This window comes from Jeongeupia sp. HS-3 (genome assembly GCF_015140455.1).
In the GTDB taxonomy this organism is placed as follows: domain Bacteria; phylum Pseudomonadota; class Gammaproteobacteria; order Burkholderiales; family Chitinibacteraceae; genus Jeongeupia.
Genome location: NZ_AP024094.1, coordinates 2,892,761 through 2,914,278 on the forward strand (window position 1 = coordinate 2,892,761; position 21,518 = coordinate 2,914,278).

Annotated in this window: 24 protein-coding genes; 5 read left to right on the forward strand and 19 right to left on the reverse strand. The window is 65.5% G+C overall.

Features of this window, described 5'->3' with window-relative positions; all coding sequences use genetic code 11:
• The first annotated feature begins 57 nt into the window (after window positions 1-57).
• Window positions 58-660: an NAD(P)H:quinone oxidoreductase gene (wrbA, locus tag JLC71_RS13910; RefSeq protein ID WP_200916043.1), complete on the forward strand. Its 603-nt coding sequence runs from the start codon at window positions 58-60 to the stop codon at window positions 658-660.
• 57 nt (window positions 661-717) lie between these two features.
• Here the strand turns inward: wrbA and JLC71_RS13915 are convergent, their stop codons facing one another.
• The 6 genes from JLC71_RS13915 to purE all read right to left on the reverse strand — a co-directional run bounded on the left by JLC71_RS13915 (window position 718) and on the right by purE (window position 5,239).
• A complete protein-coding gene (locus JLC71_RS13915) occupies window positions 718-1,596 on the reverse strand; it encodes a phosphoribosylaminoimidazolesuccinocarboxamide synthase (RefSeq protein ID WP_200916044.1) in 879 nt (292 codons plus the stop codon).
• 152 nt (window positions 1,597-1,748) lie between these two features.
• Window positions 1,749-2,450 carry an aquaporin Z gene (gene aqpZ / locus JLC71_RS13920; protein ID WP_236250904.1) on the reverse strand — a complete coding sequence of 234 codons (702 nt, stop codon included), beginning with the start codon at window positions 2,448-2,450 and terminating at the stop codon, window positions 1,749-1,751.
• Window positions 2,451-2,633: 183 nt separating this feature from the next.
• Window positions 2,634-3,218, reverse strand: coding sequence for an FMN-binding negative transcriptional regulator (locus JLC71_RS13925; protein ID WP_200916045.1), 585 nt, complete (start codon window positions 3,216-3,218; stop codon window positions 2,634-2,636).
• Between the two features lie 145 nt (window positions 3,219-3,363).
• Complete coding sequence (locus tag JLC71_RS13930; protein ID WP_374757606.1) at window positions 3,364-4,512, reverse strand: 5-(carboxyamino)imidazole ribonucleotide synthase; 1,149 nt, start codon at window positions 4,510-4,512, stop codon at window positions 3,364-3,366.
• Window positions 4,509-4,757 (reverse strand): hypothetical protein, encoded by a 249-nt coding sequence (locus JLC71_RS13935; RefSeq protein WP_200916047.1) that lies wholly within the window; start codon window positions 4,755-4,757, stop codon window positions 4,509-4,511. The genes JLC71_RS13930 and JLC71_RS13935 overlap by 4 nt, the downstream gene beginning before the upstream one ends.
• On the reverse strand, window positions 4,754-5,239 hold the full coding sequence (gene purE / locus JLC71_RS13940) for a 5-(carboxyamino)imidazole ribonucleotide mutase (RefSeq protein WP_200916048.1): 486 nt from the start codon (window positions 5,237-5,239) through the stop codon (window positions 4,754-4,756). The genes JLC71_RS13935 and purE overlap by 4 nt, the downstream gene beginning before the upstream one ends.
• Window positions 5,240-5,425: 186 nt before the next feature.
• Between purE and JLC71_RS13945 the strand changes: the two genes are divergently transcribed.
• Window positions 5,426-6,409, forward strand: a complete 984-nt coding sequence (locus JLC71_RS13945; RefSeq protein ID WP_200916049.1) for an MCP four helix bundle domain-containing protein — start codon at window positions 5,426-5,428, stop codon at window positions 6,407-6,409.
• A gap of 29 nt (window positions 6,410-6,438) precedes the next feature.
• Here JLC71_RS13945 and JLC71_RS13950 read toward each other — a convergent pair whose 3' ends face one another.
• The 5 genes from JLC71_RS13950 to JLC71_RS13970 form a co-directional block, all read right to left on the reverse strand.
• The gene (locus JLC71_RS13950) at window positions 6,439-7,026 is read right to left on the reverse strand and encodes a sugar O-acetyltransferase (protein WP_200916050.1); all 588 of its coding nucleotides are present in this window, start codon (window positions 7,024-7,026) and stop codon (window positions 6,439-6,441) included.
• Between the two features lie 87 nt (window positions 7,027-7,113).
• Window positions 7,114-8,256 carry a MalY/PatB family protein gene (locus tag JLC71_RS13955; RefSeq protein ID WP_200916051.1) on the reverse strand — a complete coding sequence of 381 codons (1,143 nt, stop codon included), beginning with the start codon at window positions 8,254-8,256 and terminating at the stop codon, window positions 7,114-7,116.
• A 41-nt stretch (window positions 8,257-8,297) separates the two neighbouring features.
• A complete protein-coding gene (locus JLC71_RS13960; protein WP_255517262.1) occupies window positions 8,298-8,960 on the reverse strand; it encodes an amino acid ABC transporter permease in 663 nt (220 codons plus the stop codon).
• A gap of 84 nt (window positions 8,961-9,044) precedes the next feature.
• Window positions 9,045-9,824 (reverse strand): transporter substrate-binding domain-containing protein, encoded by a 780-nt coding sequence (locus JLC71_RS13965; RefSeq protein ID WP_200916053.1) that lies wholly within the window; start codon window positions 9,822-9,824, stop codon window positions 9,045-9,047.
• Between the two features lie 105 nt (window positions 9,825-9,929).
• The gene (locus JLC71_RS13970) at window positions 9,930-10,457 is read right to left on the reverse strand and encodes a hypothetical protein (RefSeq protein ID WP_200916054.1); all 528 of its coding nucleotides are present in this window, start codon (window positions 10,455-10,457) and stop codon (window positions 9,930-9,932) included.
• 286 nt (window positions 10,458-10,743) lie between these two features.
• On the opposite strand from JLC71_RS13970, the gene yiaY reads away from it, so the two are divergent.
• Window positions 10,744-11,895 carry an L-threonine dehydrogenase gene (gene yiaY / locus JLC71_RS13975; RefSeq protein WP_200916055.1) on the forward strand — a complete coding sequence of 384 codons (1,152 nt, stop codon included), beginning with the start codon at window positions 10,744-10,746 and terminating at the stop codon, window positions 11,893-11,895.
• A 141-nt stretch (window positions 11,896-12,036) separates the two neighbouring features.
• Here the strand turns inward: yiaY and JLC71_RS13980 are convergent, their stop codons facing one another.
• Window positions 12,037-12,966, reverse strand: a complete 930-nt coding sequence (locus JLC71_RS13980) for a DMT family transporter (protein ID WP_200916056.1) — start codon at window positions 12,964-12,966, stop codon at window positions 12,037-12,039.
• 155 nt (window positions 12,967-13,121) lie between these two features.
• Complete coding sequence (locus tag JLC71_RS13985) at window positions 13,122-13,670, reverse strand: GNAT family N-acetyltransferase (RefSeq protein WP_200916057.1); 549 nt, start codon at window positions 13,668-13,670, stop codon at window positions 13,122-13,124.
• 168 nt (window positions 13,671-13,838) lie between these two features.
• Here JLC71_RS13985 and JLC71_RS13990 point away from each other — a divergent pair, with 168 nt between their 5' ends.
• Entirely contained in the window at window positions 13,839-14,999 is a 1,161-nt protein-coding gene (locus tag JLC71_RS13990) for a benzoate/H(+) symporter BenE family transporter (protein ID WP_200916058.1), read from the forward strand.
• Between the two features lie 558 nt (window positions 15,000-15,557).
• Here JLC71_RS13990 and JLC71_RS13995 read toward each other — a convergent pair.
• Window positions 15,558-16,751, reverse strand: a complete 1,194-nt coding sequence (locus tag JLC71_RS13995) for a globin domain-containing protein (RefSeq protein ID WP_200916059.1) — start codon at window positions 16,749-16,751, stop codon at window positions 15,558-15,560.
• Between the two features lie 76 nt (window positions 16,752-16,827).
• Entirely contained in the window at window positions 16,828-17,277 is a 450-nt protein-coding gene (locus JLC71_RS14000; protein ID WP_200916060.1) for an Rrf2 family transcriptional regulator, read from the reverse strand.
• 159 nt (window positions 17,278-17,436) lie between these two features.
• Here JLC71_RS14000 and JLC71_RS14005 point away from each other — a divergent pair, with 159 nt between their 5' ends.
• On the forward strand, window positions 17,437-17,703 hold the full coding sequence (locus tag JLC71_RS14005) for an HPr family phosphocarrier protein (RefSeq protein ID WP_200916061.1): 267 nt from the start codon (window positions 17,437-17,439) through the stop codon (window positions 17,701-17,703).
• Here the strand turns inward: JLC71_RS14005 and nudC are convergent, their stop codons facing one another.
• The 4 genes from nudC to JLC71_RS14025 form a co-directional block, all read right to left on the reverse strand.
• Window positions 17,704-18,522 (reverse strand): NAD(+) diphosphatase, encoded by an 819-nt coding sequence (gene nudC / locus JLC71_RS14010; RefSeq protein ID WP_236250905.1) that lies wholly within the window; start codon window positions 18,520-18,522, stop codon window positions 17,704-17,706. It abuts the gene before it with no gap.
• Between the two features lie 84 nt (window positions 18,523-18,606).
• On the reverse strand, window positions 18,607-19,986 hold the full coding sequence (locus JLC71_RS14015) for a nicotinate phosphoribosyltransferase (protein ID WP_200916062.1): 1,380 nt from the start codon (window positions 19,984-19,986) through the stop codon (window positions 18,607-18,609).
• Between the two features lie 48 nt (window positions 19,987-20,034).
• The gene (locus tag JLC71_RS14020; protein ID WP_200916063.1) at window positions 20,035-20,697 is read right to left on the reverse strand and encodes a Dph6-related ATP pyrophosphatase; all 663 of its coding nucleotides are present in this window, start codon (window positions 20,695-20,697) and stop codon (window positions 20,035-20,037) included.
• Window positions 20,698-20,723: 26 nt separating this feature from the next.
• The gene (locus JLC71_RS14025) at window positions 20,724-21,449 is read right to left on the reverse strand and encodes a hypothetical protein (protein ID WP_200916064.1); all 726 of its coding nucleotides are present in this window, start codon (window positions 21,447-21,449) and stop codon (window positions 20,724-20,726) included.
• Between the last annotated feature and the right edge of the window lie 69 nt (window positions 21,450-21,518).

Consider the following 21,518-nt stretch of genomic DNA (forward strand, 5'->3'; position numbering starts at 1 on the left):
TGACTACGTCATCCGGCGGGCTAAGCTAAGGCGGAACCAGTCCAAACGGAGGGTGTGATGACCAAGCTCTTGGTGGTGTATTACTCGATGTACGGCCATATCGAAACGATGGCCAAGGCGGTGGCCGATGGCGCGCGCAGCGTCGACGGCGTCGAGGTGACGCTCAAGCGCGTTGCCGACCTGGTGCCCGAAGAAGTCGCGCGCAATGCTGGCGCCAAGCTCGATCAGGACGCGCCGATCGCCTCGCCGGCCGAGTTGGCCGATTACGACGCGATCATCTTCGGCACGCCGACACGCTTCGGCAATATGTGTGCGCAGATGCGCAACTTCCTCGATCAGACCGGCGGGCTGTGGATGAGCGGTGGGCTGATCGGCAAGCTCGGCAGCGTGTTCACCAGTACCGGCACCCAGCATGGTGGGCAGGAAACCACGATCACCTCGTTTCATACCACGCTGTTGCATCAGGGCATGGTCATCGTCGGCGTGCCGTATTCGTGCGCCGGCTTGACCAATATGACCGAGATCACCGGCGGCAGCCCGTATGGCGCCAGCACGCTCGCCGGTAGCGATGGTAGCCGTCAACCGTCGGCGAACGAGCTGGACATTGCCCGTTTTCAGGGCCGGCACGTCGCCGAGATCGCCAAAAAGCTCAGCGCCTGAGCGGTCGCCAATGAAAAAAGCCCCGTCGATCACGGGGCTTTTTCAATACGCTGCGTATCAGGCGGTCAGTTTGTCGAGCGCTTCGCGGTACTTGGCTGCGGTCTTCTCGGCCACCTCAAGCGGGATGGCCGGGGCCGGCGCCTGCTTGTTCCAGCCAGTGCTTTCGAGCCAGTCGCGCACGAACTGCTTGTCGTACGACGGCGGATTGCTGCCCGGTTGATACTGGTCGGCCGGCCAGAAACGGCTGGAATCCGGCGTCAGTGCCTCGTCCATCAGGCACAGCGTGCCATCGGCATCGAGGCCGAATTCGAACTTGGTGTCGGCGATAATGATGCCGCGCGTTGCGGCGAATTCGGCCGCAGCCTTGTACAGGCGGATCGCGGTATCGCGAACCTTGGCGGCGAGTTCCGGCCCGATCAGGTCGGCTGTCTGTGCAAACGAGATCGGCTCGTCGTGATCGCCGACGGCGGCCTTGGTGCTCGGGGTGAAGATCGGCTCGGGCAGCTGCTGCGCCTCGATCAGCCCGGCAGGCAGCGCAATGCCGCTGACCGCGCCGCTGGCCTTGTAGTCCTTCCAGCCACCGCCGGCCAGATAGCCGCGCACGACCGCTTCGACCGGTACCGGCTTCAGCCGCTTGACCACCACGGCGCGGCCTTCGACCTGCGGCAGATCCTCGGCACTGACCACGTCTTCGGCGTGTTCGCCGGTGAAATGGCTAGGCACCAGATCCTTGAACTTGTCGAACCAGAAGTTCGAAATCGCGGTGAGGATCTTGCCCTTTTCCGGAATCGGCTCTTCCAGAATCACATCGAACGCCGAGAGGCGGTCGGTCGCGATCATCAGCATGCGCTGCTCGTCGATTTCGTACAGGTCGCGAACCTTGCCCGAATAGATCTTCTTCAGGCTCTTGAGGTCGGTAGAGGTGATGCTGGACATCTCGGTTCCTTGGCGCGGGCCGGGGTCGGCGGCAAAGGCGTTATTTTGCCCGATTCCGGCCCGCATTTCATGCCGCCGGGCCGGAGGCTGGGGTTCGGACGGCAAAATGCCCCGATGGCGAGCCGTCGGGGCATTGGACGATGCGTTGGCGCTTATTCGCTCTTGCCGGCGACCAGCGGGTAGATCACCCCGGCAATCGCCGCGCCGATCAGCGGCGCGACCCAGAACAGCCACAGCTGATCGATCGCCCAACCCTGAGCGAACAGCGCGACGCCGGTGCTGCGCGCCGGGTTCACCGAGGTATTGGTGACCGGGATGCTGATCAGGTGGATCAGCGTCAGCGCCAAGCCGATGGCGATCGGCGCGAAGCCGGCCGGTGCGCGCTTGTCGGTGGCGCCGAGGATCACGAACAGGAACATCGCGGTCATCACCACTTCGCAGACCAGCGCCGCCATCAGGCTGTAGCCGTCCGGCGAGTGCGCGCCGTAGCCGTTCGACGCGAAACCGCCGGCCAGATCAAAACCAGCCTTGCCGCTGGCGATCGCGTACAGCACCGCGGCGGCGGCGATGCCGCCAAGCACCTGGGCGATCACGTAGGGCAGCAGTTCCTTGGCCGGGAAACGGCCGCCGACGACGAGGCCCAGCGACACCGCCGGATTCAGGTGGCAGCCCGAAACGTGGCCGATCGCGTAGGCCATGGTCAGCACGGTCAGGCCGAAGGCGAGCGCGACGCCGGCGAAGCCGATGCCCAGTTGCGGAAACGCCGCGGCGAGCACGGCGCTGCCGCAGCCGCCGAGTACGAGCCAGAACGTGCCGATGAATTCCGCAGCCATGCGGTTTTTGAGCGGATACATGTTTCCCCCTGTGTATTTGGATCGACGCGACTGGGTCGCCGCGATGGGGGAACAAGATAGGCCAATCACTTTGACCATTCTGTAAGATTTATTCTGACGGAATGGTCAATTTTTCCTTTCCATGACGGGTGGTCTGGCGTTATGGGAGGGCTAGTCGAAGCTGAACGTCCAATCGGGCAAGGATCACGATTCCAGTGTCCGTTCGACCATCGCCGCGAGTTCGTCGTCGGCGAGACGGTCGGCGATGTTGCGCCGGTCGGCCTCGGAGCGGTTCTGCGACAGCTTGAACTTGGCCTCCCAGCGCTCGACGTCGAATTCGATGCCGACGATATGCGGTTTGAGCGTGGTGTTGAATGCCGGATCGAAGGTGGTGCGGTCGCCGATCAGCGTCGGCTCGTACTGGCGGATCAGTTCGGCCAGCGCCAGCGAGGCGCCGACGCGTACGGTGCCGGTCGCATGCACGGCGGCGTAGTTCCACGTCGGCACCGCCGGGCGCTGGTCGTACCAGCTCGGCGACACGTAGTCGTGCGGGCCGTGGAAGATCGCCAGCGCCGGTACGCCGTTTTCCCAAGCCTGCCAGTGCGGGTTGGCGCGCGCGACGTGGCCGATCAGCCGGTCGCCGTCGTCGCCGGGAAGCAGCACCAGCGGGATATGGCTGGCGTACGGCGCGCCGCCGACCTGGCTGATCAGCGTGGCAAAACCGTGGGCACGAACGAAATCATGGATGGTGGCGACATCGTCGCAACGGAAGTGCGCGGGGACGTACATGGCGGGCTCGGCGGGGCGGAATGCCTGAGCATACCGGTGCGAGCGCCGGGCTGTCTCGGCCCCGATCCGGCACCGGTTTTTCGTGCATCGGCTGACCGACGTCGACTATTACATTGTGGCGACGCCGGTCGAAATCCGCTGTCCGTCAGCCGAGCATGTCCTTGATCGCCAGCGCCTGTTCGAGCGCGGCGTCGGCGCTGTCGGCCATCACGTTGAAGTGACCCATCTTGCGGCCCGAGCGTGCCTCGGTCTTGCCGTACAGGTGCAGTTTGGCGTTGGGCGCGGTCAAGAGTACGTCCCAGTTCGGTTCGGCGCCCTTGTCGCCCCAGACGTCGCCGAGCAGGTTGACCATGACCACCGGCCGCAGCAGGTCGGTCTTGCCCGGATACAGCCCGCACATCGCGCGCACCTGCTGTTCGAACTGGCTGGTGAGCGTCGCGTCTAGCGTGTAGTGGCCGCTGTTGTGCGGGCGTGGCGCCATTTCGTTGATGACGAGTTCATCGCCATCGAGGATGAAGAACTCGACTGCCAGCACGCCGACGTAATCGAGCGCCTCGGCCAGCTGCATCGCCATTGCCCGGGCACGTTCGGTGATGTCGGCACCGATGCGCGCCGGCACGATAGACACGTCGAGCACGCCGTTGGCGTGTTCGTTCTCGGCCGGCGGAAAGCTCGTGACTTCGCCAGCGCGGGTACGGGTGACGATGACCGAGACTTCGGCGACCAGCGGCATCATTTTTTCCAGCACACAGGGCTGGTGCTTCAGATCGGACAGCGCGGCGCGGGCTTCTTCGACGGTCTTCACCCGGGCCTGACCCTTGCCGTCGTAGCCGAGGCGGGCGGTCTTGAGGATGCCCGGCAGATAGGCCGACAGATCGCCGGCGAGATCGGCGGCGGTTTGTACCGCGAGGAAGGGCGCGGTGGCGAGGCCGGCGTTGCGGATGAAGGTCTTTTCGGCGACGCGGTCTTGCGCGATCGCGACGCAATCGCCGCTCGGCGATACCGGCACGCCCTGGCTGGCGAGCCAGCGCATCGATTCGGCGTTGACGTTCTCGAACTCGGTGGTGATCGCCGCACAGGAGCGGGCGAGTTCGGCCAGTGCATCGGGGTCGTTGTACGGGCGGGCCAGATGCACGTCGGCGAAGTCGGCCGCCGGTGCGCGTGCGTCGGGATCGAGCACGGTGACGCGGTAGCCCATGGTTCTGGCGGCGACGGCAAACATACGGCCGAGCTGGCCACCCCCGAGAATGCCGAGCATGGCCGGCGGCAGAATCGGCTTTCCAGCCATGATCATTCCTTCGATTTCATCAATTGCAGGAGCGTAAAGCCCCAGCAGGCAAAGCCCCAGACCAGGCCTGCGGCGAGGCCCAGCGGGAGTGCTTCAAAGAGTGCGGCACGCATGGGCGAGAGGCCGAGCATCTGGGCGATCAGCGCCCAGAGCACGCAAAACGGCAAGCCCCAGCCAAGTGCACCACGCAGCAACAGGCAGCGCCAGAATCCGCCAGCGCGGATGCGTTGCCAGCGCCGCGCGTCGTTCATACCTCGGGCAGCGACATCGCCAGTACGGTCTGCTTCTGCGTTTCGCGGAAGGCGGTGAGCTGCGCGGCCAGTTGCGGATCGCTACCGGCGAGCATCGCCACGGCGAACAGCGCGGCATTGGCGGCACCGGCTTCGCCGATCGCGAAGGTGGCGACCGGCACGCCTTTGGGCATCTGCACGATCGACAGCAGTGAATCCTCGCCACGCAAATACTTGGACGGCACCGGCACGCCGAGCACCGGCACGGTGGTCTTGGCGGCAATCATGCCCGGCAAATGGGCGGCGCCACCGGCACCGGCGATGATGCAGGCAAGGCCGCGCGGGCCGGCGGTTTCAGCGTATTCGAACAGCAGATCGGGCGTGCGGTGCGCCGATACCACGCGGCATTCGAACTCGACGCCGTAGCTTTTCAGTTGCTCGGCCGCGTGACGCATGACCTCCCAGTCGCTGTTACTACCCATCACTACGCCGACCTTAACCATGTGCTACCCCGCGTAAAAGCAGAAATTCTACCGAAATCGCCAGCGCTGGGCACCAATACCGATGGACGTTGCGGATACGCCGGGGTGGGGTGTTGTGGTTTGGATGGCTGCGCGTCATGCAAGCGCAATTCCAACGTCATTTTTCGCCGTTAAGCTCCGCGCTCATCTAGACAACCGGAGAGGGGCATGACGATCCCCAAACTTTCGATCGGCCTGCGCCTTGCCATCGGCTTTGCCGCCATTCTGCTGCTGATGGCCGCGCTGGCACTCTTCGCCTGGCAGAAGCTGGCGCAACTGGAAACCCAGCTGCAAAGCGTGGTTCACAGCGAGGTGCGCCAGCTGCAAACGGCGCACCGGCTCAAGGCGCTGGTGCTGCGCGATCAGGCCAATGTGCTGGCCTTGTTCGTCGTCGATCAACCGGCCAAGGCCGAAAAATTGTGGGCGCAGATCGGTGACGCGCGCCGCCAGACCCGCGTCCTCGTCGACGGTTTGCCGGCAGCGGGCACGCAGGAGGCAATGCGCGCAGCGCTCGACCGTTACGATGCCGGCGTCGACAACATCCGTGAACTGCTCGACATCGGCGCCCGCTACGACGCGATGACCGAGGTCAATCTGGAACTGCGCCAGCGCCGCGATACGCTGCTGACGAAACTGGACACACTGGTTGCGGCGAGCGAAGCCGGCATGGCCGAGGCCAGCGCCGCCGGTGCCGTCGCCACCTCGCGTGCGCGCGCCTGGCTGATCGGGCTGACGCTGCTGGCGATGGCCGTTGGCGCCTTCGCCGGCTGGCGCATTACCCGCGCCATCGTGTCCGAGTTGGGGCTAGAGCTGGGCGAAGCGGTTGGTTTTGCCGCCGATCTGGCCGGCGGGCGCTTGCGCCTTGGCGTCGAGCGCAAGGGCTTTCGCCCCGGCAGCCTGATGGATTCCTTGCTGGCGATGCGCGACCGCATCGTGGCCGACTGGATTTATGCCAAGACGACGTCCGGCGCCCGGCTGATCGAGGCGCGAGATCGAGAGCTGGATGGGCGCGAGCGGCAATTGCTGGTCTTGCTCGATGGCCGGCGCAATCTGGCCGAGCTGAGCACGATATTCGGCGAGGATGTCTGGGCTCAGTTGCGCACGCTCGAAGCACAGGGTCTGGCGCAGCGGCGTGAACCGGTGGCAGCCTGACGGCCTAGCACCGGGCGCAGCGTGGCGGCTTAATCCGAGTCCGATTCGGCCCATGCTGTATATAAGGTGGCCATGTCCGGCGGATCAAGCTCGCGCACCACGGTGGCCGGATTGCCGGCGGCGAGCACGCAAGCCGGGATGTCACGGGTGACCACGCTGCCGGCGCCGATGACGCTGTGGTCGCCGATGGTCACGCCGGCGCAGATCACCGCGCCGGCGCCGATCCAGACATTTTCGCCGATGCTGATCGGCCGCGCCCAGAACGCCCAGCGTTGCCGTTCGGCCGGATCGACCGGGTGGGTGGTCGCGTGGATTTGCACGTTCGGGCCGATCAGCGTGTGTGCGCCGATGGTGATCGGCGCACCGCCGGAAATGAGCGTGCCGGCGTTGACGAAGGCCTTGTGGCCCAGCCGGATATCGTGGCCGCGAACGATGACCACCGGTGGAATCAGCTTGGCCCCGTCGGCCTCGGCCAGCAGCTCGGCGAGAACGGCGGCGCGTTCGGCGTCATCGTCGATGCCGGCGTTGAAACGGGCCAGCAGTTCGACTTCACGCTGCCAGCTGCCCGGATTCTTGCCGAGGTCGCTGAAGGCGTAGCGGATGGTGTCGTTGCGCATGGTGATCCCCCGGGGCGAGAGGTGATGACTCTACCTGCGCTTGCCCCTTCCGGGTTCGATGCCGGGTCAATCGGGCAAGCTCGGCAATCAGAGAGCGGCCAGCGCCTCGCGCATTCTGCCCAGTGCCTGATCCAGCGTCGCGCGCGGGCAGGCGAAATTGAGCCGCACGAAACCCGGCAAGCCGAAATCGGCGCCATCGGACAGGCCGACGCCGGCCTGCTCGAAAAAGTGTTGCGGATGCTGCAAGCCGGTGTCGCGGCAGTCGATCCAGGCGAGAAAAGTCGCCTGCGATACGGTCACGCGCAAGCCCTTGAGGCCATCGAGCGCCGTGCTCACCACGTCGCGGTTGTCGCGCAGCACGGCGAGCAGTTGCGTGCGCCACGCCACGCCGTCGCGGAAGGCGGCTTCGGCGGCGGTATAGCCGAGCAGGTTCACGTGCGGGACGATGCCGCGCATCACTTTCTGGAACGCGTGGCGCAGCTCGGGATTGCCGATCACCGCAAACGAACAACCGAGGCCGGGGACGTTATAAGTCTTGGACGGCGCCATCAGCGTGATCGTGCGCGCCGCCAGTTCGGGCGAGAGCGCGGCGAACGGCGTGTGGCGGGTACCGGGTTCGAGCAACAGATCGCAATGGATTTCATCGCTGACCACGGTCAGATCGTGTTTTTCTGCGATCTCGCCGAGCCGGTTCAGCTCATCCCGAGTCCAGATCCGCCCGACCGGGTTGTGCGGGTGGCACAGCAGCAGCGTCGCGCCACGGGTGGCGGCCGCATCGAGCGCATCGAAATCCCACTCCCAGCGGCTGCCGGCGTCGAGCCGGGTTTCGCGCAGCGGCAGTTTCAGCAGGCGGCGCTCGGCAAATTGCGGCGCCGACATGAACGGAGGGTAAATCGGCGTCGCGGTCAGCACGTCGCCGGTACCGGTGGCGCGGCAGGCGATGTTCAGCCCGGCCACCAGGCCCGGCAGCGGCACGAGCCAGCTCGGTTCAAGCACCCAGCCGTAGTCGCGGGCGCAGGCTTTGACGATGGCGGCGATGGTCGAGTCCGTCGGCTCGCCGTAGGCAAAAATGCCCTTGGCGACGCGTTCGGTCAGCGCGGCGGTGACTTCGGGCGGGCTGAGGAAATCCATGTCGGCGATCCACAGCGGCAGCACATCGCGGCCGGCGTACTTGCGCCATTTGACGCTGTCGTCGACGGTTTGCGCGGCGGAGGTGCTGAAGTCGTACATGGCGGTGTTCCTCGTGATCGTTAGGGGCAGCGTAGCGCCGTTCAATGCTTGTGCGCGAGCTCAAGTTTCCTTTCGACGGCGCGCTGCACGCGCTCGAACAGCGCGCTGAGCAGCCAGTAAATCGCCGCCGCGGCGAGGTAGAGCGGCAGCGGCTGGAAGGTCTGGGCGATGACTTCCTTGGTCGCGAGCATCAGCTCGGTGACGGTGATCACCGACACCAGCGAGGTGTCCTTGATCAGGCTGATCAGGCTGTTCGACAGGCTAGGCACCGCGAGGCGCAGCGCCTGCGGCGCGACGATATGCCGCATCGTCTGCCACCAGTTGAGCCCGAGCGAATACCCTGCCAGCCACTGGTTGCGCGAGACGCCGGCGATCGCACCGCGCATGCTCTCCGACAGATAGGCGGCGACATTCAGCGTCAGCGCCAGAATCCCGGCGGTCACCGGTTCAAACGCGATGCCGACGCTGGGAAGGCCGTAGTAAATGACGAAGATCTGCACCAGCAGCGGCGTGCCGCGCATGGCGCTGACGTAAACGGCGGCAATGTGCGAGAGCACCGGCACGCGGGCGATGCGCGCGAGCGCGACGGCAAAACCGAGCGCCAGGCCGAGCACCATGGATATCAGCGCAAAAAACACCGTGTAGCCGGCGCCCTTGAGCAGAAACGGTGCGGCGGTGTGCAGTAGTTCGATCCAGCTATCCAAGATGGACTCCAAAAAGGGCGGCCCCAGAAACGGCGTGCCCCCGGCGGTCAGACACGGCCGGGGGCACGGGGGCAGCAAAGACGCTTATTTTGCCTTGGGCGGCTTGGATACGTCGATGCCAAACCACTTTTTGGAAATTTTTGCGAAGCTGCCATCCTTGTGGATGTCGGCCAGTGCCTTGTCGATCGCTGCCTTGAATGCGGGGTTGCCCTTGGCAAACGGGATGCCCGATTTCGACAGCTCGCCGACCGGCGCACCGGCCTTGACCGGCAGTTTCGATTCCTTGATCGCGAACGGAATCATCAGGCTGTCGTTGAGCGCGGCGTCGAGCCGGCCCTGCGCCAGATCCTGCAGATACTCGGGCGCGCCCGGATAGGTTTTTACTTCAACGCCGGCGACGGCCTTGGCCATGTCGGCGTAATTGGTGCCGAGGCCGAGACCGAGCTTCTTGCCCTTCAGATCGTCGAGCGAGGTGAACACGCGGGTCTCGTTCTTGCGCACGATCAGCTGGGCGCTGGAGATCGTGTACGGCGCCGAGAAGTCGAATACCTTCTGGCGTGCGTCGGTAATGCCGACCTGATTCAGCACGACGTCGAATTTGCCCGCCTGCAGCCCCGCGAGCAGGCCGCTCCATTCGCCGGTGGTGAAGTCCGGCTTCACATTGAGGCGCTTGGCGATTTCGCGGCCGAGCTCGACCTCGAAGCCGGTCAGTTGGCCCTGCTTGTCCTTGAAGTTGAACGGGGGGTAGCTGCCTTCAAGGGCGATTTTCAGCGCGCCACGGCTCTTCACGGTGTCGAGCAGGTCGGCGGCAAAGGCGGGGGCGGCGATCGCGGTGGCCAGCAGCAGCAGGGCAAGTTTTTTCATATGAAGATAACCTTTGGTTATTTTGATTTGATTTAACATAACCAAAATAACATACCGTCAATGTGCAGGCCATCAGGGTTATTCCCAGTCGGCGGCGGTGGCGGCCTATTGTGCCCAAGGCAATTGCCACATCACGCCAAGGCCCCAGCGCGGGGACTCGTTCGACAGCTGCTGCAGGCCGCCGCCGACGGTCAGCGCCTGCCCGCCGAAGGCAAAGCGCCGGCTCAGGGTCAGGTTGACCGGGGTATCCCAGTCGCCGCTGTAGCTGGTGTAGATGGTTTCGGCCTGCAGCCCGAGCGTTACGCCGTTCTCGAAGGTGTAATTGACGAAAGGCAGCAGCAGCGATTGCGGGTTGTCCTCGCGCAGTTCGTTGCCGATATAGCGGATGCGGCGGTTGCCGCTGAAGCCGACGACCAGCATCGGATCGCCGAAGAAGGTCAACCGCGCCGGATCGTATCTGGGCAGCAGGCTGCTGGCGGCCTTGCCGGCGAGCCAGACCCACGCCGGTGATGATTCGACCTCCGCGACCGGCGTGGTGATGCTGAAATCGAAGAATGGCGCGCTTTCATCGGCGTGGGCCACGGCGATCGTGGCTGCGAGCATTAGCCCGGCCACCTTTGCTTTTTTTGACATCGGCCCTCCCTTCGCGGCGCCGTACGCCCGATGCTGGGGTGAGTTTCCTTCATAGCCAGCCGGGCGGCAGGACAAGGGGTGCGGCGACGGGCGGTCATTTCCGCCGCGCTTGCCGCCGCAAGGTGTCGCACTATTACCACAGGCGGTTTGATGTTGCGCAAGGCGGCGAGGCCGGCGCAGGCGCAAAGTGGCGGTGTTATCCAATCGTCATTGATGGCTCTCCCATGCCGAACGGCCACAAGCTGCGTCGGTTAGAGCCTCGATCCGGCACCAGAGGAGTTCGACCATGGCTACTACCGCATTCTTTATCCCGACCGTTAACCTGATGGGCGCAGGCTGTCTGGCCGACGCGGCCAAGGCCGTCGGCTCGTATGGCTTCAAGAAGGCGCTGATCGTCACCGACAAGGGGCTGGTGTCGACCGGTCTGGTCGGCAAGGTGGCCGAAACCCTCGGCGCCGTCGGCGTGAGCAGCGTGGTGTTCGACGGTACGCATCCGAACCCGACCACCGGCAACGTCGAGGCCGGCCTCAAGCTCTTGAAGGAAAACGGTTGCGACTTCGTGATCTCGCTCGGCGGTGGTTCACCGCACGATTGCGCCAAGGGCATCGCGCTGGTCGCGGCCAACGGCGGCAAGATCGCCGATTACGAGGGCGTCGATCAATCGCCGAAGCCGCAGCTGCCGGTCGTGGCGATCAATACCACCGCCGGCACCGCCAGCGAGATGACGCGCTTCTGCATCATCACCGACGAGGCCCGCCACATCAAAATGGCCATTGTCGACAAGCACACCACGCCGATCCTGTCGGTGAACGATCCGGAAATGATGGCCGGCATGCCCAAGAGCCTGACCGCCGCCACCGGCATGGATGCGTTGACCCACGCGGTGGAAGCCTATGTATCGACCGCCGCCAATCCGATCACCGATGCCTGCGCACTGAAGGCCGTTGCGCTGATCAGCGACCATTTGCGCGATGCGGTGGCCAACGGCAAGAATATGCAGGCGCGCGAGCAGATGGCCTACGCGCAGTTCCTCGCCGGCATGGCGTTCAACAATGCCTCGCTTGGCTATGTGCATGCGATGGCGCACCAGCTTGGCGGCTTCTACGATCTGCCGCACGGCGTCTGCAATGCGGTGCTGCTGCCGCACGTGCAGGCGTACAACGCCAAGGTCGCCGCCGCCCGGCTCGGTGATGTGGCCGATGCGATGGGCGTCGACGTCGACGGCATGGACGACGCCCAAGCCGCGCAAGCCTGCCTCGCCGCGATTCGCCAGTTGGCCGCCGATGTTGGTATTCCGGCCGGGCTGACCGAGCTGGGCGTCAAGGAAGCCGACATCCCGACGCTGGCCACCAATGCGCTGAAGGATGCCTGCGGTTTCACCAACCCGCAGCAGGCCACGCACGATGAGATTTGCGCGATTTTCCGCGCAGCGCTGTAAAGAGGGGGAGGAGGCGAAGCCGTGGATGCTGGCCGGTGCGATACGCCGGCGCTATCCACAGAAGCGGCAAACCTGTTGTATCGCGCCGCAAGGCCATCGGGCCGGGGAGAGATCCCCGGCCTTTTTTATGGCTGGCGCTTGTTAGCGTTTGCCGATCAGCGTCACCCCGGCCATCACCACCGCGACACCGAGCCATTGCAGCGGGCTGAGGCTTTCATCGAGAATGCCCAGACTGAGGATGATGGTGATGATCGGGCCGATGCTGCCGGCCACGGCGGCGCGGCCGGCGCCGATGCGCGCCATCGCCGCCGCCATCATCCAGATCGGCAGTACCGTGGCCACCAGCGCGGTGATCAGCGCATAACCGTACACCGGCAAGGGCTGGGTCACGAGTGTCGATATCGGCCGGGTCAGCGCGAACTGGATGAACATCGCCACGCCCGACACCGTCAGCGCGGCCTCGGTAAAGCGCATCGAACCGATCCGCTTGATCACGCCAGGGCTGAACGTCAAATACAACGCGAAGGCAACGGTGCTGGCGACGATCCACGCGAGCCCGGCGATGTCGGCGTGCGCATCGGCGAGTCCGGGCGCAATCACCACGGTGATACCGATATAGGTGAGCACCAGCGCGCCTATCATGCGGCGGGTGATCGGCGTACCGAAGAACAGCGCCGACAGCAGCACCGTCAAGGTCGGATAGAGATAGAGCACCAGCCGCTCGATACTGGCGCTGACGGTGGTCAGGCCGATGAAATCGAACAGGCTGGCAAGGTAGTAACCGAGCAGCCCGAGCAGCAGCAGCCGGCCCAGATCGCTGCGCGAAATCGGCGTGACCGGTGCGGCCGATGCACGCCATTGGCGAAGCCCGCGCCACAGCACGATCAGCATCAGCGCAAAGCCGAGCCGCAGCGTCAGCAGCGTGACCGCATCGACGCCGTGGCGGTAGGCCAGTTTGACGAACACCGCCTTGGTGGCGAAACCGGTCGCCGACAAAAAGGCGAGCAGCAGGCCAAGCTGTTGCGGCGAGAGTCGTGATGCGTGGGGTGAAGCGGGCGGGGTATCGGGCATGGCGGTCATCCTCGGTTGGGGTGCCGCGATGGCCATCAAGACGAATCACACCGCGGCTGGGGGCTCGCGGTGGCAAAACGCTACCGCTGGGGGCGTGGTAGCCACCAGGCGGAAAGCACAAGAAGGGAGGTCGGGACGGCAGACATGCCGCCAAACTAGCAGCGGTTCGCTGCCGGCGTCAACGGCCGAAACAGGCGCTGGTAGTGGTATTGATCGTAGCTGACTCGGTCGGCGGCGATAAAGCCGAGCCGTTGATACAAGCGGCAGGCGCCGGTGTTGGCCGGATCGACCAGCAGCGACAGGCGGGTGCAGCCGCAGGTGATCGCCAGCGTTGCGATCGTGTCGAGCAACAAGGTGCCGACGCCCCGGCCGCGCCAAGCCGGCACGGTGGAGATCGATTCGATGTGATAGGCGTCGTCGGTCGATTCGCGCACGATCGAATCGCTGGAAAAGGTGGTTTCCAGTTCGCCCGGATAGGCGACGATCAGCCCGACGATTTCGCCATCATGTTCGGCGAGACGGGCAAAGCGGTAGCTGGCGAAGTAGTCGTCCTGCTGCACCCGGGCGATCAGTTCGTGTCGGGCCGCATCACGATCGGCCAGCCCGATCACGATGTCGAGCAATGCCGTATCGGCCAGCTCCAGCAGGGAGACGATGGTCGTGGCATCGCTTTTTCGGGCGGGGCGCAGGGTGATCGGCGACATGGTCGGAACCGATGGCGTAATGAGGGTACGGGGATGGACTGGCGGACATTGCGCCGGTTCCGGCTGCATTTTCGGTAATTGTGCCGGCGGCGCTGCCGCGCAACTGCGTATTGCCGCTGCGGCACGCATCCGCGAGACTGGGTCATCTCTCCCCAGGTGCCGCGCAGCATGACGCTCTTCAAAGATTTCTCGCTTTCGACCCTGGTCGCCGGTTTTGTCACCGTGCTGGTCGGTTTCACCAGCTCGGCGGTGATCGTCTTTCAGGCGGCGCAGGCGCTCGGCGCGACCGAGGCGCAGATTGCCTCGTGGATGTGGGCGCTCGGGCTGGCGATGGGGCTGACCTGCATCGGTTTGTCGCTGCGCTACAGAGTGCCCGTGGTCACGGCGTGGTCGACGCCGGGCGCGGCGATGCTGGTGACCAGCGTCGCCGGCGTGACGATGGCCGAGGCGGTCGGCGCTTTCTGCATCAGCGCGGTGCTGATTGCCATCGCTGGCGCAACCGGCTGGTTTGAGAAGGCGATGCAGCGCATTCCGGTGGCGATCGCCTCGGCGATGCTCGCCGGCGTGCTGCTGCGCTTCGGCCTCGCGGCGTTCACCGCCTTGCAGAGCCAGTTCGTCATGGTGATCGCGATGCTGGCCACCTATCTGGCGATGCGGCGTTTTTCGCCGCGCTACGCCATCGTCGCGGTGCTCGCCGTCGGCGTGGGTCTTGCGGCGATGAACGGCAGCCTGCACTGGCGCGAGATCCGGCTCGAACTGGCACGGCCCGAATTCGTGATGCCGGCGTTTTCCTGGCATGCACTGGCCAGCGTCGCGCTGCCGCTGTTTGTCGTGACCATGGCGTCGCAGAACGTCCCCGGGGTTGCGGTGTTGCGCGCGTCGAACTACCACCCGCCGATCTCGCCGCTGATCACCGCTACCGGGCTGACGACCTTGCTGCTGGCGCCGTTCGGTGCCTTCGCGGTTAACCTCGCGGCGATCACCGCGGCGATCTGCATGGGCAAGGAGGCGCACGAGGACGAAAAGCGCCGCTACACCGCAGCCGTGGCTGCCGGCGTGTTCTACCTGATCATCGGCATCTTCGGCGCGGCGGTGGCGACCTTGTTTGCGGCGTTCCCGAAGGAGCTGGTCGTCGCGCTCGCAGGTTTGGCTTTGCTCAACACCATCGGTAATGGGCTGACCGCGGCGTTGAAGGAAGACGGTACGCGAGAAGCGGCGATGATCACTTTTCTGGTCACCGCTTCGGGGGTGACGCTGGCGGGGGTCGGGTCGGCGTTCTGGGGGCTGATTGCGGGGGCGGTGGCGTTGATGGTGCGGCCACGGGCTTGAATGGTTAAGCGCCTGCGGCGCGGTGTAAAAGCCTTGATGCCGGTTCCGCCCGGCGGACGAGGTACTTTCTTTTGCTTCGCCAAAAGAAAGTACCCAAAGAAAAGGCGCCCCCGCATCCGCGCCCCTTCGGGGTTCCCTGTGCTGCGCGCCAAACGCGGCGGGGTCCTGAACTCGCCCTTCGGGCTCAGACAGCCAGGCCCCGAAACCCCGCGTCCGGCTGTGCTGCTCGGCGCTACTGAGGGGAACGGGGTGGTTTGCCATCTGCAATGGGTGAAAACGACGCCAGCAATCCGCAACGGTTGAGAAAAGCGGCTTTTACAATCCCGTTCGCCAGCGCCGAGGAGTGGAGCGAGACGGGCCGGGTTTATGGCTTGGCTCGCGACCGATCGAGGGCAGCCCGGAGGGCCGCAGGGCGCGGGTCGCCTTTGGAGTGAAGGGGGCTTTGGCGAGACAAAGCTCCCTTCCCGTCCGCGCGGCGGAACGCGCATGTAACGCCTTTAGCCGCGCCGCAGGCGCTAATACCCGGAGTCAACCTACGCCGTGGCTATGCCAATTCAATCACAGCGTCGCCGTCAGCAAATCCGGCCCAAACACCTCGAAATGCACCCGCTCAGCCGCCACGCCCAGCCCCAGTAGTGCATCACGCTGCGCGATCATGAACGCCAGCGGCCCGCACAGGTAGTAATCGGCGTCGGATTGAACGATGGCGGCTGCGTGCTCGGCCAGATCGAAGCGACCGTGGTGGTCGCCGCGGTCCTCATCACGCGCATCGTCGTAAACGATCAGCTCGGCGATATTCGCCGCCGGCGCCAGCTCGCGCTTGAGGATGTGTCGGCCGCCATGCGCGGCAACGTGGACGAATACGCCCTGCCGTTGCGGCTGCAGCCGGCGCAGATGCTGGCGCATCGCAACCATTGGCGTGACGCCGACGCCGGCCGAAATCATCACCACCGGTGTGTCGGCGGCAAGATCGAGCGCGAGGTCGCCGAACGGGTTGCTCACCAGCCAGCGGCTGCCGACCTCGGCATGCTGTGCCAGATGCATCGACACCAATCCATCGGGGCGGGCGTCGTCACCGGCCTCCTGCTTCACCGTGATGCGCAGCGTCTTGCCGTCGGCAGCGTCGGAGAGGCTGTACTGGCGCAGCTGGCGCAGGCCGATTTCGGGCAGATCGACCTGCACGCTGACGTACTGGCCGGGTTTGAACGCCGGCGCCGGTTTGTCGTCGGTCGGCAGCAGCCGCAGCGATACGGCGACGTCGCCCTCGGCCACGCGCTCGATCACTTCGTATTCGCGCAGGAAGCTGGCCGGGGTGATGCCGGCGTCCTTGTACAGCACCGCCTCGCGCGCGATCAGCTCGCCGGCGAAGCGCCAGTACACGGTGTCCCACGCCTCGGCGATCTCGGCCGTGACCGCGTCGCCGAGCACTTCGCCGATCGCCGCCATCAGGTGCCGGCCGACGATGGTGTACATGTCCGGCGAGATGCCGAGGCTGGCGTGTTTGTGGGCGATGCGGTTCAGCAGCGGCTCGATCGTGCCCGGCGCATCGCAATGCTGAGCGTAGGCGTAGACCGCGCCAGCGAGCGCCTGCTTCTGCTCGCCCGACGCCTGGTTGCCCTGGTTGAAGAGGTTGCGCAGCTCGGGATGCGCGGTCAGCATCCGCCCGTAGAAGCAGCCGGTGATCGCGGTGGCGTTGGCGGCGACGACCGGCAGCGTGGCATCGATGGTGGCGCGGTGGTTCGGTGCAAGCATGGGTTCTTCCTTTTAGTGGTATATGAAATGCAACAAAAAGAGCCGTAAAAGAGCGGGAACGCGTCCCGCCTAGTATTCAGTGTGCCGGCATCGCCACCATACGGTGCATCTGCGCGATCAGCCCGGCGGTGGGGGAGGCGCAGATTTGGGCCAGCGTGTAGCCGTCGAGGGTGCGGTAGAAGCTTTGCAAGGCGTCGGCGAGTGCGCCGCGCAAGCGGCAGCCGCTCCGGAGCACGCAGACTTCGCCTTCGCAATCGATCAGCGCCGTCGTGCCTTCCATCTCGCGCAGGATCTGCCCGAGCGTCAGCGATCCGGCCGGCACGCCGAGGCGGATGCCGCCGCTGCGGCCACGCGTCGCCGACACCCAGCCAAGATGAACCAGCCGGTTCACCACCTTGACGAGGTGATTGCGCGGCACGTCGAACTGCGCGGCGATTTCGGCGATGGTGACGAGGTCGTTGCGGCCGGGGTAGCTCAGATACATCAGCACCCGGAGCGAGAGGTCGGTGTAGCGGGTCAGTTGCATGGCGGGCTCTATAAAGTCGCATTTATAATGCAACTTTGTTTGATCTGGCACAAGTGTCTTTGTACCGGGATGCCGGCACCATGGCGCGCTACCCTAGCTGCCTCGGCGCGTGCACCGGCACGGTGTGCGCCACCATGGCAATTCCCGGAGGTTTTCCCCGTGCACATTTTCGAGCTGGTTTTCCGGGACGCTGCCGGCCTGCACACGCGCCCGGCGGCGCGGCTGGTGCTGCTGGCGCGCGAATACGCGGCGTCGGTGCGCATCTGCGCCGGCGAGCGCTCGGCCGATGCGCGGCAGCTGGTGGCGCTGATGAAGCTCGGTGTCGGCAGCGGCGATACGCTGACCATCCACGTCGACGGCCCTGATGAAACAGCTGCCGTTACCGCGTTGCGCGCGCTGTTCGACGAACTGAACGCCGTGGCCTGATCAGTCGCGCAGCCCGGCGATCGCGTCGTCGATCAGTCGCCGGGCGATGCTGGCCTGCGCCGGCAGCTCGGGCAGTGCGGCGATGTCGAACCAGCGCGCATCCTCGATTTCGCCTTCCTGCGGCACGATGTCGCCGGCGACGTAATCGGCGTGGAAGGCGAGCATCAGCGAGTGCGGGAAGGGCCAGCTCTGGCTGGCGAACCAGCGCAGATTGGTGATGCTGACGCCGACTTCTTCCATCGTCTCGCGGTGGACGCAGGCTTCGAGTGTTTCGCCCGGTTCGACGAAGCCGGCGAGTGCACTGTAAACCCCGGGCTTGAAGTGCGGCGAGCGCGCCAGCAGCAGCTCGCGGCCGCGGCGGATCAGCACCATCATCGCCGGCGATACGCGCGGGTACATCCGGTGCTCGCAGGCCGGGCAGATCGCCGTGGCCTCGTGTTCGGCGACTTCGGTGGCGGCGCCGCAGCGACCGCAATGGCGATGATCACGCAGCCATGCCAGCAATTGGCGGGCGCGGGCGGAGATCCAGAACGCATCGTCATCCAGTCGGCCATGCAGCGCGCGCAGTCCTTCGATCGCCAGCCCGTCCGGTGCGGCCGTGCCCTCGGGCCAGGCCAGCAGCCGGCACGGCACGCCGCCCAGATGGCCGATCAGCACGTCGACTTCGGGGGCGCCCAGCGCGGCCAGCGCGCCGAGGCCAGGCAGTGTTGCGTCGTGTGTCACCAGATGCCGGTCGCCGACGATGGCCAGACACAGTGCCGGTTCGCTCGGCAACAGGGTCGAAAAACACGGGACAAAGTCGGGGGGCAGCATATTCATCGGTGGTTCTTCGGCAACTGGGCGAAAGCCTGAATCATACGCCGGTGGTGATCGCCCGATCAGCACCGGTCGGCAAGCCCGCAGCTAGAGCGCCGCACGCAGGCGCACCGTGGCGAAACCGGCCTCGTTGTGCAACTCGCCGTTGCGGTAAACCGTTTGCAGCAGCGGTTCGCCGAGCGTGGCGTCGATCGGGCCGCTCACATAGTGGCCGTGGGCGTCGCGGTACAGCATCAGCCGGCCGGGTTTGGAGGTCTTGCCCGGATCGGTGACCGGCGCCTTGTAGACGTCGCGCCATTCACCATCAATGCGGATCGCCGAGGTTTTCAGCGCCCAGCGCAAGGTATCGCGGTTCATGTCCTGCAGCAGCGCACCGCCCATGCCGAAGGCGAGATTGTCGGCCGAGTAACCGGCGGTCAGCAGCGTGTCGAGCACATGGCGGATCGACGCCTCGTTGACGCCGTCGCCCTGGATCAGCCGCACATGGTTGATGACCTTGTAGCCCTTGCGGTTGGTGGTGGCGCCAAAACGCGCCGCCAGCAGTTCGGCGCAGCGCAGCACCACGGTGGCCGGATCGCCCGAATCGGGCCGCACCACCAGTGTTGCGCCGCTCTGGATCACCGCGTCGCGCAGCGCCTCGCCCCACATCGCGTCGACCGCGTGATAGATGTCGTAGCTGTCCGAGACGCAGGCGAAGATCGCGCCGGGCGTGCCGAAGCGCGCCAGCATATTGCGGTAGGCGGCCAGCTCGCCGTCGCGGCCCCACGCGGTGATGGTGCTGTGCTCGGCCGCCGGGATCGAGAAGCCGGCCAGCGGCTCGTCGTAGTAGCGTTTGGCGGCGACCAGCGCCAGCACGGTGTCGGTGCCCTGAAAGTTGACCAGATGCGCCATGCCGCCGAGCGCGGCGGTTTCGCTGCTCGATGCGCCGCGCGCGCCGAAGTCGTGCAGCTTGAACGGCAACTGGCCGTCGACATCGTCCGAACTGCGGATCAGCGCCGCGCGGATGCTCGCCTTGATCGCGCGGCTGCGGGTCGCCACGGTGGCCGGATACCAGACGCGCAGCCACAGCGATTCGAAATACGAGCCGATCCAGAACAGCTCGGGGTCGGTCGATTCAAAGGTGGCCAGCACATTGTGATTCGGGATCACCAGCCCTTCGGGCGCGGCCTTGATTTCCAGCGGCAGCCAGCCGCCGTGCACGTCGACAATGCGCCGGAACGCCGCCTCGGCAAACGGTTCGCCGTGCGCGGCAAACAGCGCGGCGGCCTCGTCGACCATCGCGTGGGTGATCGGCGTGGCGAGGTATTCGCGCAGGATCGCCTGCAGGCCGAACCACAGCGTATCGGGATAGGCGCCGCCGCGCGATTCGATATAGCCGAACATGCCGTCGGCGCCGGGCGGGTACTGCAGGAAGTGGCTGGCCTTGTACGAATCGGTGTTCAGCAGCAGGTTGGCGCTCAGGGACATGGCGGCTCCGCATTGGGGGTGGGCGGCGTGTTTGTTCGTGCGGAGGACTCAGGCCGGCGCGAGTTCGATGAACCAGTAGCTGCCGTGCAGTTGCTTCTCGCCGCAGACCACATCCAGCGGCGCGGCAAAGCGCGGGGCATCGAGCACCAGCGTGTGGTATTCGCCGTTTTCGCCGCAAACGTCGACACCGGCGGCATCGAGATCGGCCAGCGTTTGCGCGTCGATGCTGCGGCCGAGGAAGTCCGGCCCCAGCGCCTCGTTGCACGAGACGATCATCGCGCGGATGCCGCTGTCTATCATTTCCTCGACCAGCGCGCGGCGGTCCTGCTGCCACAGCGGCAAGAGCGCGCCGAGTTCGGTGCGAGCGCAGACCATTTCTTCCCAGTCGCGATGGGCCTGAAGGTCGATGTCGCCGAACACCGCTGCCCTGGCGCCGAAATCGTCGCGGGCGCGGCCGAGGCGGGCGACGAACTCGGCCTCGTAGTCGGACCAGCCGGCATTGCCGGTGATCAGCGGCACACCGAGTGCGGCGGCCTGCAGCGTGAGGATAGCCGGCGGAATGCCGTGCGAGCGCGAACGCGCGCCGGTTTCGTCGAGCATGGTGATCAGCGCCACCGGGGCGTGGCCGGCGGCGATGGCGCGGTGCAGCGCAAGGCAACTATCCTTGCCGCCGCTCCACGAGGCGACGATGGGGGGGAGGGCTGTAGTCATCCGGCGATGATACGCCGGCGTCGACGCTACAGCGAAGGCAGGCCGCAGACTTGCCGGTGGAATTCGCTCAGCAGCGGCCACTCCTGGCCGAGGCAGTAACTGACGCATTGGGCATCGAATGCCTTGCGATCGAAGCCCGGATAATGGCTCATGCGCTCGACCGCGCGTTCGACGTACATCGGTCGGCTGCTGGCCGCGCTGACACAGTCACGGCCGGTTTGCGGCGCGCAGACCGTGGCCGCTTCCTTGTGCAGCCAGTCGCAATCGCTCAGGTCAACCCGGGTATTCGCCGCTGCGCCCTGATGGAAGCTCAGCACATTGCCTTGCAGCGTTGCGGTGCGATGCTGGCCGCGATCAAAACCGAGATCGATGTTGAGGGTGCGGCCCGTGACCGAAAGCTGTGGCGGTGCGGTCAGGCTGATCAACCGTGGGTCTTGCAGTACCCGCACCTTTTTGCCGTCGAGCACCACCAGCAGATAACGTCCGCCGCCGCCGGAGCCGCCGTCACCGAGAAAAACCAGTGCGACATCGCGACCGGGCAGTTCGGCGACGCTGTCAAAGCTGAGGTACTGGTCCGGTGCGTCGAACAGCGTCTTGCCCTGATAGCGCAAGGTGCCGAACGGTCGGGCCGGGTTGTCGCGCACGATGCGCAAGGTGCCAAAGCGGGTGGCTTCCCACGCGATCAGCTCGACGGCGGCGTGGGCGCCGATGGTGGTCAGCATCAGCATCAGCGCGGTCAGCCAGCGTTGCATCGTGCGATCTCCGAAAGGTTGGTGTGATTTCCTTACATTCTAGCGGGCGGATGCGTTTGTGCTGAGCGA

Coding starts and splice junctions, on each gene's coding strand:
- JLC71_RS13965 (WP_200916053.1), bottom strand. CDS start 9,824: ATGAAAAAACTTGCCCTGCTGCTGCTGGCCACCGCGATCGCCGCCCCC.
- JLC71_RS13930 (WP_374757606.1), bottom strand. CDS start 4,512: ATGATCATGGCTGGAAAGCCGATTCTGCCGCCGGCCATGCTCGGCATT.
- JLC71_RS14020 (WP_200916063.1), bottom strand. CDS start 20,697: ATGACTACAGCCCTCCCCCCCATCGTCGCCTCGTGGAGCGGCGGCAAG.
- JLC71_RS13995 (WP_200916059.1), bottom strand. CDS start 16,751: ATGCTTGCACCGAACCACCGCGCCACCATCGATGCCACGCTGCCGGTC.
- nudC (WP_236250905.1), bottom strand. CDS start 18,522: ATGAATATGCTGCCCCCCGACTTTGTCCCGTGTTTTTCGACCCTGTTG.
- JLC71_RS14015 (WP_200916062.1), bottom strand. CDS start 19,986: ATGTCCCTGAGCGCCAACCTGCTGCTGAACACCGATTCGTACAAGGCC.
- JLC71_RS14000 (WP_200916060.1), bottom strand. CDS start 17,277: ATGCAACTGACCCGCTACACCGACCTCTCGCTCCGGGTGCTGATGTAT.
- aqpZ (WP_236250904.1), bottom strand. CDS start 2,450: ATGTATCCGCTCAAAAACCGCATGGCTGCGGAATTCATCGGCACGTTC.
- JLC71_RS13980 (WP_200916056.1), bottom strand. CDS start 12,966: ATGCCCGATACCCCGCCCGCTTCACCCCACGCATCACGACTCTCGCCG.
- JLC71_RS13925 (WP_200916045.1), bottom strand. CDS start 3,218: ATGTACGTCCCCGCGCACTTCCGTTGCGACGATGTCGCCACCATCCAT.
- purE (WP_200916048.1), bottom strand. CDS start 5,239: ATGGTTAAGGTCGGCGTAGTGATGGGTAGTAACAGCGACTGGGAGGTC.
- JLC71_RS13990 (WP_200916058.1), top strand. CDS start 13,839: ATGACGCTCTTCAAAGATTTCTCGCTTTCGACCCTGGTCGCCGGTTTT.
- JLC71_RS13955 (WP_200916051.1), bottom strand. CDS start 8,256: ATGTACGACTTCAGCACCTCCGCCGCGCAAACCGTCGACGACAGCGTC.
- JLC71_RS13970 (WP_200916054.1), bottom strand. CDS start 10,457: ATGTCAAAAAAAGCAAAGGTGGCCGGGCTAATGCTCGCAGCCACGATC.
- wrbA (WP_200916043.1), top strand. CDS start 58: ATGACCAAGCTCTTGGTGGTGTATTACTCGATGTACGGCCATATCGAA.
- JLC71_RS13935 (WP_200916047.1), bottom strand. CDS start 4,757: ATGAACGACGCGCGGCGCTGGCAACGCATCCGCGCTGGCGGATTCTGG.
- JLC71_RS13985 (WP_200916057.1), bottom strand. CDS start 13,670: ATGTCGCCGATCACCCTGCGCCCCGCCCGAAAAAGCGATGCCACGACC.
- JLC71_RS13915 (WP_200916044.1), bottom strand. CDS start 1,596: ATGTCCAGCATCACCTCTACCGACCTCAAGAGCCTGAAGAAGATCTAT.
- JLC71_RS13945 (WP_200916049.1), top strand. CDS start 5,426: ATGACGATCCCCAAACTTTCGATCGGCCTGCGCCTTGCCATCGGCTTT.
- JLC71_RS14025 (WP_200916064.1), bottom strand. CDS start 21,449: ATGCAACGCTGGCTGACCGCGCTGATGCTGATGCTGACCACCATCGGC.
- yiaY (WP_200916055.1), top strand. CDS start 10,744: ATGGCTACTACCGCATTCTTTATCCCGACCGTTAACCTGATGGGCGCA.
- JLC71_RS13950 (WP_200916050.1), bottom strand. CDS start 7,026: ATGCGCAACGACACCATCCGCTACGCCTTCAGCGACCTCGGCAAGAAT.